16 protein-coding genes are annotated in these 13,204 nt (G+C 50.2%); 11 read left to right on the top strand and 5 right to left on the bottom strand.

The window, feature by feature from the left end; genetic code table 11:
- The 4 genes from AC3ZFK_RS06165 to AC3ZFK_RS06150 all read right to left on the bottom strand — a co-directional run.
- Window positions 1–404: hypothetical protein (locus AC3ZFK_RS06165; RefSeq protein ID WP_487506953.1), on the bottom strand; the 404-nt coding region annotated here is incomplete at its 3' end.
- 105 nt (window positions 405–509) lie between these two features.
- Window positions 510–1,361 carry an SDR family oxidoreductase gene (locus tag AC3ZFK_RS06160; protein ID WP_487506954.1) on the bottom strand — a complete coding sequence of 284 codons (852 nt, stop codon included), beginning with the start codon at window positions 1,359–1,361 and terminating at the stop codon, window positions 510–512.
- A 46-nt stretch (window positions 1,362–1,407) separates the two neighbouring features.
- Entirely contained in the window at window positions 1,408–1,968 is a 561-nt protein-coding gene (rfaH, locus tag AC3ZFK_RS06155; RefSeq protein WP_487506955.1) for a transcription/translation regulatory transformer protein RfaH, read from the bottom strand.
- Between the two features lie 84 nt (window positions 1,969–2,052).
- Window positions 2,053–3,846: an ABCB family ABC transporter ATP-binding protein/permease gene (locus AC3ZFK_RS06150; protein WP_487506956.1), complete on the bottom strand. Its 1,794-nt coding sequence runs from the start codon at window positions 3,844–3,846 to the stop codon at window positions 2,053–2,055.
- Window positions 3,847–3,930: 84 nt separating this feature from the next.
- Between AC3ZFK_RS06150 and AC3ZFK_RS06145 the strand changes: the two genes are divergently transcribed.
- The 10 genes from AC3ZFK_RS06145 to tolR all read left to right on the top strand — a co-directional run bounded on the left by AC3ZFK_RS06145 (window position 3,931) and on the right by tolR (window position 11,861).
- The gene (locus AC3ZFK_RS06145; protein ID WP_487506957.1) at window positions 3,931–4,200 is read left to right on the top strand and encodes an FmdB family zinc ribbon protein; all 270 of its coding nucleotides are present in this window, start codon (window positions 3,931–3,933) and stop codon (window positions 4,198–4,200) included.
- A gap of 197 nt (window positions 4,201–4,397) precedes the next feature.
- Window positions 4,398–6,176 carry an aspartate--tRNA ligase gene (gene aspS / locus AC3ZFK_RS06140; RefSeq protein WP_487506958.1) on the top strand — a complete coding sequence of 593 codons (1,779 nt, stop codon included), beginning with the start codon at window positions 4,398–4,400 and terminating at the stop codon, window positions 6,174–6,176.
- A 3-nt stretch (window positions 6,177–6,179) separates the two neighbouring features.
- Window positions 6,180–7,277, top strand: coding sequence for a quinolinate synthase NadA (nadA, locus tag AC3ZFK_RS06135; RefSeq protein WP_487506959.1), 1,098 nt, complete (start codon window positions 6,180–6,182; stop codon window positions 7,275–7,277).
- A gap of 4 nt (window positions 7,278–7,281) precedes the next feature.
- Window positions 7,282–8,031, top strand: coding sequence for a YebC/PmpR family DNA-binding transcriptional regulator (locus AC3ZFK_RS06130; protein WP_487506960.1), 750 nt, complete (start codon window positions 7,282–7,284; stop codon window positions 8,029–8,031).
- Window positions 8,032–8,035: 4 nt separating this feature from the next.
- Entirely contained in the window at window positions 8,036–8,554 is a 519-nt protein-coding gene (gene ruvC, locus AC3ZFK_RS06125) for a crossover junction endodeoxyribonuclease RuvC (protein WP_487506961.1), read from the top strand.
- Window positions 8,551–9,171 carry a Holliday junction branch migration protein RuvA gene (gene ruvA, locus AC3ZFK_RS06120; protein WP_487506962.1) on the top strand — a complete coding sequence of 207 codons (621 nt, stop codon included), beginning with the start codon at window positions 8,551–8,553 and terminating at the stop codon, window positions 9,169–9,171. The genes ruvC and ruvA overlap by 4 nt, the downstream gene beginning before the upstream one ends.
- On the top strand, window positions 9,168–10,196 hold the full coding sequence (ruvB, locus tag AC3ZFK_RS06115) for a Holliday junction branch migration DNA helicase RuvB (RefSeq protein WP_487506963.1): 1,029 nt from the start codon (window positions 9,168–9,170) through the stop codon (window positions 10,194–10,196). Before ruvA ends, ruvB begins: the two co-directional genes overlap by 4 nt.
- 149 nt (window positions 10,197–10,345) lie before the next feature.
- On the top strand, window positions 10,346–10,753 hold the full coding sequence (gene ybgC, locus AC3ZFK_RS06110; protein ID WP_487506970.1) for a tol-pal system-associated acyl-CoA thioesterase: 408 nt from the start codon (window positions 10,346–10,348) through the stop codon (window positions 10,751–10,753).
- A complete protein-coding gene (gene tolQ / locus AC3ZFK_RS06105; RefSeq protein WP_487506964.1) occupies window positions 10,750–11,445 on the top strand; it encodes a protein TolQ in 696 nt (231 codons plus the stop codon). The genes ybgC and tolQ overlap by 4 nt, the downstream gene beginning before the upstream one ends.
- On the top strand, window positions 11,442–11,861 hold the full coding sequence (gene tolR / locus AC3ZFK_RS06100; RefSeq protein ID WP_487506965.1) for a protein TolR: 420 nt from the start codon (window positions 11,442–11,444) through the stop codon (window positions 11,859–11,861). Before tolQ ends, tolR begins: the two co-directional genes overlap by 4 nt.
- Before the next feature lie 43 nt (window positions 11,862–11,904).
- On the opposite strand, the gene AC3ZFK_RS06095 is transcribed toward tolR, so the two are convergent.
- Entirely contained in the window at window positions 11,905–12,153 is a 249-nt protein-coding gene (locus AC3ZFK_RS06095; RefSeq protein ID WP_487506966.1) for a ComEA family DNA-binding protein, read from the bottom strand.
- Between the two features lie 425 nt (window positions 12,154–12,578).
- Between AC3ZFK_RS06095 and AC3ZFK_RS06090 the strand changes: the two genes are divergently transcribed.
- Window positions 12,579–13,204, top strand: a 626-nt coding sequence (locus AC3ZFK_RS06090) for a hypothetical protein (protein WP_487506967.1), incomplete at its 3' end; no start/stop codon positions are given.

Raw genomic sequence — 13,204 nt, 5'->3', positions numbered from 1 at the left:
AGGTTCCCAACTATAACCTTCTGCTTCTCATCGCAATTTCTCTGCATCTCCTGCAGACTACCAGTCAGCTCGCTGATTAGGCGTAGTTGTGCCATCCTCTCCTCACGCGCCATCCGCAGCTCCATCCGTAGCCGTTGGACCTGACCCATAAGAGTGTATGAGTCAGGAATATGTGCTGTCTGAACCCGATTTAGATAGGCGTTGTCTTTTATGAAGTTTATCTTCTCAAGGATTGAGGATGTCTCCATCTTCTCCGCTGCGGGGAAGACTGATCGCAGCTGAGCCATGGTTACCCTGCCCTCAAAGGTCTCCAGCTCCCCCGACTGGATCTTCTGCTGGATCTCTCTGCGACTGATTCCCAGCTCCTTCGCGGCTCTGGTGACCGGCAGTGCATCTTCACTCATCTGATTCTCTCCCCCGTGGATAATTTGGCAGCAACTCCTTGTGATTAGTATATTAAATAAATAGATTATTAAAATCAATTAACCCAAGTTTTTATCAGTAGTTACTCAGCGGGCTCCATCACCAGATGCCCTGATGAGCATATAGTCTAGCCAGCGGTCAGGGAGAATGCGCCTTAGGAGTGCAAATAGATGGGTTGGAAAGGTGACCGGATAGCGTGTCTTGGGCTGGCGACTCTCCAGCGCATGGATCAATTTATCTGCCACCGCATCTGCAGGCAGGGTGAATGGTGCGGCAGGTCCCGGTTTTTTTAGGCGTCTCTCCATCGCCTCGTAATTGGCCTTGTGATAGCTGTTTTCAGGATTGATGTTCTGTTTGAAGGCCAGGTATGCATTCTTGCGAAAACTGGATTCGATGGGACCGGGCTGAATTAGTGATATAAAAATACCACTATCTTTAAGCTCCAGGCGCATTGTATCGGCAAGCCCCTCCAGGGCGAATTTGCTGGCATTGTAGGCGCCACGGTAGGGCATAACCACAAATCCGAGAACCGAGCTGTTGAAGACAATTCGTCCATGCCCCTGTTTGCGCATTACTGGAATGATGGCATTGGTCAGTTCGGCGGTTCCAAAGAGGTTGGTCTCGAACTGTTTTCGTAGATTGTCTCTGCTGAGATCCTCAACAGCACCAGGTTGTCCATAGGCTCCGTTGTTGAAGAGACCATCCAGAGTCCCGCCTGTCCGTTGCAGTACAAAGTCGAGGGCTGAGTGGATGCTCTCCGATCTATCCAGATCAAGCTGAACCGACTCGAATCCATGCTCTATGAGGATGGTGACATCCTCGACCCTGCGGGCAGTTGCAAAGACCCGCCATCCCCGCTCCTGCATAATCTCGGCACAACGCAGGCCGATACCGCTGGAGCAGCCGGTGATCAGAATAGTTTTTTTCTGTTCTGCCATGAACTGCAGTATAGCGCATCACTTATGGCGCAATTGATACCTTTTGTCAGTGACAGCAGGGGGCCAGTTGGCCACTCTCGATAACGATATGTTGTTGTTTGCCAAGCATCTCTATAAGCACCATAGCGCGGTGGAGCCCATCATCCATCATGAATACTCCCTCAATCTCGGCAAATGGTCCGCTGGTGATGCGTACACAATCCCCTTCACAGAACCAATCGGCACGCTCCAGTTGATGGATTCCAAACTCATCCTCATGACTTTTCAGCAGATCAACGACCTGTTCAGGTATAGGTATGTAGTTGGTATGGGTTGCTCCAAAGCCAACCAGTCCGGAGACCCCGAAGGTGGAGCGTATGGGTGCCCAGTTGTCGTTCTCACGATCCAGCTTGATAAACATGTAACGGGGAAAGAGGGGCTCGGTATTAACAGCAGTCTTGCCGCGACGGCGCCGCTCTCGCTTCACCATTGGCAGATAGGTGGTGTAGCCCTGCTGCTCCAGATTGAGTCGGGCCCGCTCCTCATCTCGCGGTTTACTGGCAAGAAGATACCAACGAGGTGACTCGTTGTGGTCTGCTTTCGTGCTCGTGCTCGTGCTCGTGCTCATCCCTGTATCCTCTAGGCTCTCTCCTACTGTGCTAATTGTCTCATAATTCGTGCTGCTTTTGTATTACGTATTATTACCTGTTTTTCAGGTTTTCTGCCTCTCCCGCTGCTCCTGTTGCAATATCCACATATCTGCATAAACACCATGTATATCAATCAGTTCTTTGTGTGTTCCACGTTCGATAATATATCCGGAATCCATCACCAGAATCTCATCGGCATCAGCGATGGTGGAGAGGCGGTGGGCAATTACCAGGGTGGTGTGGTGGCTGCTGATCTCTTTTAGTGAACTGTTGATCACCCGCTCTGCTGCTGAATCGAGCGATGAGGTGGCCTCATCAAATACCATAATGGGTGGGTTCTTGAGGATGGCGCGGGCGATGGCAATACGTTGCTTCTCACCACCGGAGAGTTTCAGGCCGCGCTCACCAACGGTAGATTCATACCCTTGTGGCAGGGCGGTAATGAAGTCGTGAATGTTGGCCACTCTTGCAGCATCTTCAATCTCTCCATGGGTTGCCCCCGGCCTGGCATACTCGATATTGTAGTGAATGGTATGGTTAAAGAGGACCGTATCCTGGGGGACAATACCGATCGCCTCTCGCAGGCTCTTCTGGGTCACAGTTTTGATATCAACTCCATTGATGGTGATCTGGCCTCTATCAATTTCGTAGAAACGGAACAGCAGCCTTGCCAGGGTTGATTTTCCTGATCCGCTCTTGCCCACTACGGCAACCTTTTTCCCAGCAGGTATCTTGAAACTGACGTTGTGCAGGATCTTTCTGTCACTGTTATACCCAAACTCAACATTTCTGAACTCAATCTCGCCCTCTCCAGGGTTGAGTGCAGTTGCAGTTGGCAGGTCCTCGATTTCAGGTTTTTTCTCCAGCAGTTGAAACATCATGTCGATATCGGAGAGTGCATGTTTGATCTGGGTATATACCATCCCCAGAAAACCGAGAGGGATGAAGAGCTGTAACAGGAAGGTATTGACCAGCACCAGATCTCCCAGAGTCATCTCACCATCCACAACTCCCTGGCCAGCCATGACCATGGTGATAGTGACCCCAATGGCGATGATGAAGGCCTGGATAAAGTTAAGCGCCGACATTGAGGTCTGGCTCTTGACCGCAGCCACCTCCCAGCTTCTCATCTGTTCATCGTATTGGTCCAGCTCATACTGCTCATTGCCAAAATATTTTACGGTCTCGTAGTTGATGAGGCTATCGACTGCTTGAGTGCTGGCATCAGAATCACGCTTGTTCATCGCTACTCTATATTTCATGCGCCAGTTGGTGATAACAAAGGTGGTGGCGATATAGATTGCTACGGTGGTGAAGGTGATGATGGCAAACCAAGGGTTGTAGTTGGCGAATAGAATTACGGCTATCAGGGTTACCTCAATCATGGTTGGGATGATGTTGAAGAGCAGCATATTGAAGAGGGAGCTGATCGATCTGGTGCCACGTTCCATATCTCTGGTTATCCCGCCGGTTTTGCGGTCCAGATGGAAACGTAGCGAGAGGTTGTGGAGATGAGACATAAAACGGATTGAGATCTCCCTTACAATTCCGTGTCGAACCTTGGCAAAGATGGCATCACGTAGCTCATTAAAGAAGGCGCTACCTGCACGCATTAACCCATATCCGACAAGCAGAGCCAACGGCAGCACCAGGGCGGCCTCATGGTTCTGATCCAGGGTATCTACAATCTCCTTGAGCAGGAGTGGAACAGTGACGTTTGCCAATTTTGCCAGAATAAGAGACCCAATAGCCAGACCAGCACGGTAACGATATCCCCACAGGTATGGAAGTAGTGATCTGATAGTGCGCCAATCCTCTCTGGAGGAGGAGGGCATCTTGGTAAAGGCATTATGCATTATTGGATTGTCTAGGTTGTATACTCTATCTGTCAGATTTTGGATTCGGTATAATAGCCCGATTGTCTGTTAAGGATTAGATAAATGCCAATTTATGAGTATGTTTGTGGCGGTTGTGGCCACCATATAGAGAAACTCCAGAAGATGAGTGATGACCCATTGATGGAGTGCCCAGCGTGTGGAAAACCAACACTGAAAAAACAGGTCTCTGCAGCCGGTTTCCGTCTCTCTGGAGGTGGCTGGTATGAGAGTGACTTCAAGACCGGTGAGAAGAAGAATATGGCTGACTCGGGCAAGAGTGAGCCATCTTCGGCACCATCCTGTGGAGGTGGAGGCTGTTGTTGTGGTGATTGATTAGGAATACTGGGTATAACAAGTCCATCTATCTCTATTCTGAGACACGCTGTGAATACATCCATGTACGCTCAGCGGTATCCATCCCTGGCTACCGATGGTCTCAGAAAAGAGATAGATGAATTTGTCAGAGCTTTTGGTAGCATCGATTCTGATTGTATCAAGAATTATTGAATATAGAGTAACAAGGAAAAAATATGCGAAGCCACTATTGTGGAGAGTTGAATGAGTCCCTGATTGGTCAGGAGATCCAGCTGGCTGGATGGGTTAACCGTCGCCGTGATCATGGTGGCGTTATCTTTATCGATCTGCGTGATCGAGAGGGGCTGGCGCAGATTGTGTTTGACCCTGACCGTGCTGAGCCGTTCGAGATTGCAGAGCATGTACGTTCTGAATACGTGTTGGGTATCAAGGGGTTGGTCAGGGAGCGCCCGGAGGGGACAATCAACGAGGATATGCCAACTGGTAAAGTTGAGGTGCTGATCTCCGAGGTTGAGGTTCTGAACCGTGCCAAGACTCCTCCATTCATGATTGATGATGATGGCATGGGTGAGGACATTCGTCTGCGCTACCGTTATGTCGATCTACGTCGTCCGGTTATGCAGCAACGGATGAAGCTGAGAGCGGCGGTAACTCGGCACATTCGTAACTATCTGGACAGTAATGGGTTTCTTGATATAGAGACTCCAATGTTGACTCGTGCAACTCCTGAGGGGGCACGTGACTATCTGGTTCCAAGTCGTACCCATCCGGGAGAATTTTTTGCACTGCCGCAGTCACCACAGCTCTTCAAGCAGCTGTTGATGGTCTCTGGTATGGACCGCTACTATCAGGTGGTTCGCTGTTTCCGTGACGAGGATCTGCGTGCCGACCGTCAGCCTGAATTTACCCAACTCGATATCGAGACCGCCTTCCTCAATGAGGAGCAGATTATGGGGTTGATGGAGGATATGGTTAGGGGACTTTTCAAAGAGGTTTTGGGGACAGAGCTTCCAGATCAATTTCAGCAGATGAGTTATGACGAGGCCATGCGTCGTTACGGCTCTGATCGCCCTGATCTGCGTGTCTCGCTGGAACTGATTGATGTGGCTGACTTGATGACCGAGGTTGATTTCAAGGTCTTCTCTGGTCCGGCCAATGATCCAAATGGCAGGGTGGCGGCACTCTGTCTGCCAGGTGGTAATAGCCTGAGCCGCAAGGATATTGATGGCTACACCAAATTTGTCAGTATCTATGGTGCTCGTGGTCTCGCCTATATCAAGGTCAATGATGTCGAGGGTGGACGTGATGGATTGCAGTCCCCAATCGTAAAATTCCTCCCTGACGACACCATTGCCGGCATTCTGGAGCGTACCGGTGCCAACAGTGGTGATCTTATATTCTTTGGTGCGGACAAGGCCAAGGTAGTTAATGAGGCGCTGGGTGCGTTGCGAGTTAAGGTGGGAGAGGATCGTGGCCTTATGTCTGCTGAGTGGAAGCCGCTCTGGGTTGTAGACTTCCCGATGTTTGATTGGGATGAGAAATCTGATCGCTGGAATGCGATCCACCACCCCTTTACAGCCCCAAATAGTGATCAACTGGGGATGATGGATAGTGAGCCTGGCAAGGTATATTCACGTGCCTACGACATGATCCTCAACGGTAGTGAGATTGGCGGTGGTTCCATCCGTATTCACGATCCGGAAACGCAAGAGAGTGTACTGAAGGTGCTGGGGATCGGTGATGAGGAGGCTCAGGACAAGTTTGGCTTCCTGCTCGATGCCCTCAAGTATGGCTGTCCTCCGCATGGTGGTATGGCCTTCGGTCTCGATCGCCTGGTAATGCTGATGGCGGGCGCGGACTCTATTCGTGATGTGATGGCATTTCCCAAGACCCAGTCGGCCAACTGTCTGCTAACTGGTGCGCCAGATCGTGTAAGTGATCATCAGCTGCGGGAGCTCAATATACGTCTGCGCAAGGTACAGAAGGCTGAATAAGATATGGGGTTAGCAGTTCATAAGCTGGAAGATCCATTCTCAATACAGGATGACGAGGAGTGCCAGCAGCGCATCCTTGCGGCCAAAGAGGAGCTTGGTGAGCGTCTGGTTATCCTGGGTCACCACTACCAGCGGGAGGAGGTGTTCCAACATGCCGATTTTTCTGGTGACTCTCTGAAACTCTCTCGTCAGGCAGCCAACTCACAGGCAGAGTACATTGTCTTCTGTGGGGTCCACTTTATGGCGGAGGTGGCTGATATCCTCTCCCGTCCAGATCAGATCTCGGTTATTCCCGACATGAACGCAGGCTGCTCCATGGCTGATATGGCCGATCTTCCAAAAGTGGAAAAGGCGTGGCAGGAGCTATCCACCATATTAAACCCTGACGAGACCATAACCCCGGTCACCTATATCAACTCTGCAGCAGACCTGAAAGGGTTCTGCGGGCGCCATGGCGGCATTGTCTGTACCTCTACCAACGCACGTCATGTGCTTGAGTGGTCATTCAGTCAGAGAGAGAAGGTGCTCTTCTTCCCCGACCAGCATCTCGGCAGAAATACCGGAGCCACCATGGGGATCCCACTCGATCAGATGGTGGTGTGGGATTATGATCTGCCAATGGGTGGTCTGACCGCAGAGGAGATCCACAATGCGAAAATCATTCTCTGGAAGGGGTTCTGTTCAGTACACCAGATGTTCAGGCCGGAGCAAATTGACCGCTTCAAGGAGATGCATCCTGAGACAAAAATCATCTCCCATCCGGAATCCTCCTATGAGGTCTGTCAGAAGTCAGACTATGTCGGTTCGACTGAATACATCATCAAGACGATTGCAGAAGCGGAACCCAATACACGCTGGCTGGTGGGTACGGAGCTGAATCTGGTAAACCGTCTCCATGAGCAGTTCAAGGGAGAGGGAAAATCTGTCCACTTCATGTCCCCAACAGTCTGTATGTGTTCTACAATGTTCAGGATTGATCCACCACATCTGCTCTGGACACTGGAGAATTTGTTGGAGGGGAATGTGGTTAACCAGATTAAAGTGGATGAGAGTGTGGCAGAGCAGGCAAGATTGGCACTGGAGAGGATGCTGGAGGTATAGAGAGATGGCAGGACATAGTAAATGGCACAACATCCAGCATCGCAAGGGTGCGCAGGATGCAAAGCGTGGCAAGATCTTCACCAAGTTGATCCGTGAGATCACCGTGGCAGCAAAGATGGGTGGCGGCAATGTGGCAGACAATCCGCGTCTGCGTGCTGCTGTGGACAAGGCACTGGGTGCCAATATGACCCGTGACACCATTGAGCGTGCAGTAAAGCGTGGTAGTGGTGATGTTGATGGTGAAAACTTTGACGAAATTCGCTACGAGGGATATGGTCCCAATGGGGTGGCGGTGATGGTTGACTGTCTGACCGATAATCGCAATCGCACAGTATCTGAGGTGCGTCACGCCTTTACCAAGCATGGAAGTAATCTGGGAACTGACGGTTCAGTCTCCTATCTCTTTACCAAGACCGGCGTACTGCTTTATCCTCCAGAAAGTGATGAGGATGCCATTATGGACGCGGCCCTGGAGGCCGGGGCTGAGGATGTGGTGACAGAGGATGATGGCTCAATTGAGGTGCTGACTGATGAGGCCAGTTACCTGGATGTAAAACAGGTGATGGTTGATGCAGGGCTAGAGCCCGCCTCGGCAGATCTGACCCAGCGTGCCTCAACCATGACTGAGCTGGACCAGGATGGTGCCGAGAAGCTACTCAAACTGGTGGATCGTCTGGAGGATCTGGATGACGTCCAAAATGTCTACAGTAATGCGGATATCCCGGAAGAGGTGATGGCTGCACTCAGTCAGTAATCTAATGACAAGAATTCTCGGTATCGACCCAGGATCTCGAACTACCGGTTACGGGGTGATCGAGATGGAGAAGGGGGGGTATCGCCATATTGAGAGTGGTGCGTTGAGAATCAGGGGAGATACTCTTCCAGAGAGATTGCACGCTATATTTGAGGCGGTAAGTGAAGTTCTTGATCGTTGTCATCCCGATGAGTTTGCAATCGAGAACGTATTCATGCACCGTAATGCCGATTCTGCACTTAAGTTAGGGCAGGCACGTGGAGCCGCAATCTGTACAGCTGCAAATCGTGATCTAACAGTGTATGAATATACCCCTGCAGAGATAAAACAGGCAGTGGTAGGGCGCGGAAATGCTGCCAAAATCCAGGTGCAGATGATGGTGCGTGCACTACTGAATCTGCAGACCAATCCGCAGGCGGATGAGGCTGATGCACTGGCCTGTGCGATATGTCATGCTAACCGTTCGCAAAGTCTGAATCGAATGGGGCTTTCAACGGAGTGGAAGGGGGGAAGATTGCGTTGATAGGATGGCTGAGGGGGGTACTTTTAGAGCGTAAACCGCCAGAGTTGCTGGTTGATGTGGGTGGGGTTGGTTATGAGCTTGAGGCCTCCATGTCGACCTTCTATGCACTACCTGAAACCGGTACAGAGGTAACACTTCATACCCATCTGGTGGTGCGTGAGGATGCCCAGCTTCTCTATGGATTTGCCACCGAGAGTGAGCGTCGGATGTTCCGTGCTCTGATCCGGGTCCGTGGGGTGGGGGCCAAACTGGCGTTGGCGATTCTCTCCGGGATGAGTGCAGAGGATTTTGTCTGCTGTATCAATGAGGAGAACACCACAGCCCTTGTTAGACTTCCTGGGGTGGGTAAAAAGACCGCAGAGCGGTTGATTGTGGAGATGCGAGATCGACTCAGTGAGTGGGATAGTTTTGGCGCCAATATTGGGAATGTAGTTGATGGCGCCTCTGGTGGTCGTTCTGAGGTGGTGGCGGACCCACATAGCGAGGCAGTTCATGCGCTGATTTCACTTGGATACAAGCCACAGCAGGCCTCAAAACTGGTTAGTGCGGTAGAGGAAGAGGGGCTCAGTAGTGAGGAGACTATTCGCCGCGCACTCAGGCAGAGCGTGAAGCCATGAGTGATCATATTCGTACCATATCTTCAGTTGCTACCCCAGATGAGGAGCGTCTGGATCGTGCAATTCGCCCCAGACTTCTTAGTGATTATGAGGGGCAGCCGGTTGTGCGTGAGCAGATGGATATCTTTATCCCTGCGGCGCGCGGGCGTGGAGAGCCGCTGGATCACACCCTGATATTTGGGCCTCCAGGTCTCGGCAAGACCACCCTGGCCCATATTATCGCCAATGAGATGGGGGTTGGTATGCGCCACACCTCCGGCCCCGTACTGGAAAAGCCTGGTGATCTGGCTGCACTACTCACAAATCTGGAACCCCATGATGTCCTCTTTGTTGATGAGATTCACAGGCTCAGTCCGGTAGTAGAGGAGGTGCTCTATCCTGCGATGGAGGATTTCCAGCTCGATATCATGATCGGGGAGGGGCCTGCAGCCCGCTCCATCAAGCTTGATCTACCTCCATTCACCCTGGTGGGGGCTACCACCCGTGCCGGGCTACTCACCTCTCCACTGCGTGACCGTTTTGGCATTGTGCAGCGGCTGGAGTTCTACAACGAGACCGATCTCACCTCCATCGTAATGCGGGCCGCCTCCATTCAGTCGGTTCCAACAGAGAAGGGCGGTGCAGTAGAGATTGCAAAACGCTCTCGTGGTACCCCGAGAATTGCCAATAGGCTACTGCGCCGGGTGCGTGATTACTCCGAGGTCAAGGCAGACGGTAACATTACCCGGGAGGTTGCGGAGCGTGCGCTCGATCTGCTGGATGTGGATATGAAGGGGTTTGACAATATGGACCGCAAACTTCTGTTGAGCATGATAGAAAAATTTGATGGTGGTCCGGTCGGGATCGACAGCATTGCAGCTGCCATAGGGGAGGAGCGGGGAACCATTGAGGACGTAATTGAGCCCTATCTTATCCAGCAGGGTTACATGATGCGCACCCCAAGAGGGCGGGTAGTGACCAAAAATGGCTATCTCCACTTTGGGCTGACGCCGCGCCGAGAGGAGCGAAATGGTGATCTCTTCTGATAATGGCTCTCTCGCAAGCGGCGGCACTCTCCTCCATGCAGTGCGCTCAAGTACATCCCCGTATCGCTCGGCTGTGACCATCCCTGGCCACAGACGACTGCCTGTAGAAGAGTGCCGCCACTTGCGAGACGACTAATCCCAAGATGAATATGAGACCTTTCCGTTTTCCAGTGCGAATTTACTATGAGGATACCGATTCCGGTGGCGTGGTCTACTATGCCAACTATCTGAAATATATGGAGCGTGCCAGAACAGAGTGGTTGCGATTCTTAGGGTTTGAGCAAGACCAAATGATAGAGGATGAAGGGGTGATTTTTGCGGTCCGTTCGGTCACAGTTGATTACAATTCACCAGCACGTTTCAATGATGAGCTTGAGGTTGTAACCTCGTCTCAAAAAGTTGGTAAAGCGAGTATATCCCTTAGGCAGGATATCTATCGTAGCGGTGAGAAGAGACCTTTGTGTAGTGGAGCTGTTAAAATTGCCAGTCTGAACAGTGAGACATTCAAGCCTGTACCACTGCCTGAGAAACTTTATAAAAAGATACAGAAATCATGAACCATGAACTCTCAATTACAGCGCTAATTCTGGATGCTAGCCCGGTAGTACAGTTAATTCTGCTTTTACTGGTGGCTGCATCTATCTGGTCATGGAATATCATATTTCGCAAACTGCATGACTTCAGGGGGGCCATTGAGGCGGCTGACCGTTTTGAGGATCTGTTCTGGAGCGGCAAAAGTCTGAGTGATCTGTTTCGTCAGTTTGAGGGGAAAAAACCAAATGGTATGGCCGGTATTTTTGTCTCCGGTTTCCGTGAATTTATCAGGCTGCGCAAACGTTCAGGGATGAGATCCTCTGATGTGGTTGATGGTTCCGGGCGTGCCATGCGAGTGGCACTTAATCGTGATCTCGATCAACTGGAGGAGAGCCTGTCGTTTCTGGCTACGGTTGGATCTACCAGCCCATATGTTGGTCTGTTTGGAACGGTTTGGGGGATCATGAACGCATTCAGTGCTATCGGCGCCACCAGTAATGCAACTCTCGCCATGGTTGCTCCGGGCATCTCTGAGGCGCTGGTGGCAACAGCCATCGGGCTGTTTGCTGCGATCCCGGGAGTAATCTTTTATAACCGTTTCTCCACCGAGATTGAGCGACTACATAATCGTTATGATATTTTTCTGGAGGAGTTCTCCAGTATTCTCAGGCATCAGTCGCATAGTGATGAAGCTGATGATGAAGAGCTGGAATGAGTCGTCAGCGTGCTCGTAAACGGCCCATGGCCTCAATAAATGTAGTCCCATACATTGATGTAATGCTGGTTTTGCTGATTATCTTTATGGTAACTGCACCTCTACTTACCCAAGGGGTGAAGGTTGAGTTGCCAAAGGTGGATGCAGAGCTGGTGGAGAATAGCAAGCAGGAGCCGGTGGTTGTTACTGTACGTGAGGATGGATCATTCTATATGAATATTGGGGATCATCCCGAGGAGCCGGTTGAGCAGCATATTTTACAGAAACGGGTATCGGTACTGATGAATCGGAAGCCGGGTACAGAGGTGCTGGTGCGTGGTGATCACAAGGTGGATTACGGTACTGTAGTCTCGATAATGGCGTTGTTGCAACAGTCCGGTGTTCCCAGTGTGGGGCTAGTGACCGATCAGCCATAAGTCAGGCCGGCATAATACATAATATACTGGCCTGATCACGACTCTACTCCACGGTGATTATGTCACGGTTCGCCTCAAAGGCCTTTTTGCCGATCCCGGTGATGTTCATAATCTCACTGATGGTTGCAAATGGGGAGAGTTCACGATGATCGATTATCATCTGCGCTCTCTTCTTGCCTATATGCTCCAGTTTGATCAATGTTTTTAACCCTGCTTCGTTTATATTGATCTTGTCTTGAGCAAAAACAGTCAATGAAAACATAAACATAACTAAACCTATAAAATATTTCATACCATCCTCCATTAAAAAATAACGATTTAAAATGCAACTTTACTCTTGTTAAATAGTTCTGTACCGTAGATGCAAAACACCTCTCTTGTAGTGACTATTTCCATTCAGTCTACACGGCAACACTCAAAAGTCAATGATTTGTTCTATACATGTTCTCTATTACACCTAAATCCTGCAAGTGATAGTGTTTGATATGTGCAAGACATCGGTTCGTAGAGCGAATTTCGACCGCGTGATGTACTTATTGCTACACCCAAGGGAGAAAATATCGTTATACGGATCAAGAGCTTGCGCAGAGCAGGTGCGAGTACTTGCAGGATTTAGGTTACACATAAAGAGATATTAGGTTTTTTTGTCATGAATTCTATAACCATTCGTAATTGGCGGTATTCATGCCTCTTGATTGATGTGATAGAGAGCTGACCGTGGATCTCCCCCCTTTAAGATCATCTCTGATTCTTCATCTTGTGCTGGTGTCGGCTGTGTTGCTGGTTGACGTAGAGCTGTTTGATAGTGATAAACCCTTGTCCCATGCCCCGGTGATTCGTGCCTATGCAGTTGATGGTGAGGTGCTCAAGAGGATAGAAGAGAAAAAAATTACGGACAAGCGTGCGGCAGAGCAAAAGATCAAGAACAGAGAGCGTAAGAGAAAAGAGAAGTTAAAAAGAGAAAAAGAGAACAAACTGAAGCAGCAGAGGCTGAAAAAGAAGAGAGAGAAAGAAAAGAAGGCTGCAGCGAAAAAGGCGAAAGAGAAGAGAAAGAGAGAGCTGGAGCGTAAGAAAAAAGCCAAAGAGAAAAAAGCCAAAGAGAAAAAAGCCAAAGAGAAAAAGGCGAGAGCAAAGAGGCTTAAGCAGCAGCAGCTGAAAAAGAGGAGAGAGCTGGAAAAAAAGGAAAAAGAGAGGCGTAGAGAGAAGAGGTTACGAGAGGAGATGATGCTTGAGGCTGAACTGGAGAGTGAACAGATTATTAATTCCAGAAGAGAGTCTGGAGCTGGCCCACAGAAGCTGGCACAATTGCGAGCAACCATTCGTCAGCAGATTGAGCGGGTCTG

This window comes from Candidatus Thiopontia autotrophica (genome assembly GCF_982804495.1).
Note: the sequence above shows the minus strand (reverse complement) of the source record. Positions and strands in the feature narration are given on the sequence as shown.

Bases quoted from the DNA above. Each gene is read 5' to 3' on its own strand.
- AC3ZFK_RS06160 (WP_487506954.1), bottom strand. From the start codon at position 1,361: ATGGCAGAACAGAAAAAAACTATTCTGATCACCGGCTGCTCCAGCGGT.
- rfaH (WP_487506955.1), bottom strand. From the start codon at position 1,968: ATGAGCACGAGCACGAGCACGAGCACGAAAGCAGACCACAACGAGTCA.
- AC3ZFK_RS06150 (WP_487506956.1), bottom strand. From the start codon at position 3,846: ATGCATAATGCCTTTACCAAGATGCCCTCCTCCTCCAGAGAGGATTGG.
- AC3ZFK_RS06145 (WP_487506957.1), top strand. From the start codon at position 3,931: ATGCCAATTTATGAGTATGTTTGTGGCGGTTGTGGCCACCATATAGAG.
- aspS (WP_487506958.1), top strand. From the start codon at position 4,398: ATGCGAAGCCACTATTGTGGAGAGTTGAATGAGTCCCTGATTGGTCAG.
- nadA (WP_487506959.1), top strand. From the start codon at position 6,180: ATGGGGTTAGCAGTTCATAAGCTGGAAGATCCATTCTCAATACAGGAT.
- AC3ZFK_RS06130 (WP_487506960.1), top strand. From the start codon at position 7,282: ATGGCAGGACATAGTAAATGGCACAACATCCAGCATCGCAAGGGTGCG.
- ruvC (WP_487506961.1), top strand. From the start codon at position 8,036: ATGACAAGAATTCTCGGTATCGACCCAGGATCTCGAACTACCGGTTAC.
- ruvB (WP_487506963.1), top strand. From the start codon at position 9,168: ATGAGTGATCATATTCGTACCATATCTTCAGTTGCTACCCCAGATGAG.
- ybgC (WP_487506970.1), top strand. From the start codon at position 10,346: ATGAGACCTTTCCGTTTTCCAGTGCGAATTTACTATGAGGATACCGAT.
- tolQ (WP_487506964.1), top strand. From the start codon at position 10,750: ATGAACCATGAACTCTCAATTACAGCGCTAATTCTGGATGCTAGCCCG.
- tolR (WP_487506965.1), top strand. From the start codon at position 11,442: ATGAGTCGTCAGCGTGCTCGTAAACGGCCCATGGCCTCAATAAATGTA.
- AC3ZFK_RS06095 (WP_487506966.1), bottom strand. From the start codon at position 12,153: ATGAAATATTTTATAGGTTTAGTTATGTTTATGTTTTCATTGACTGTT.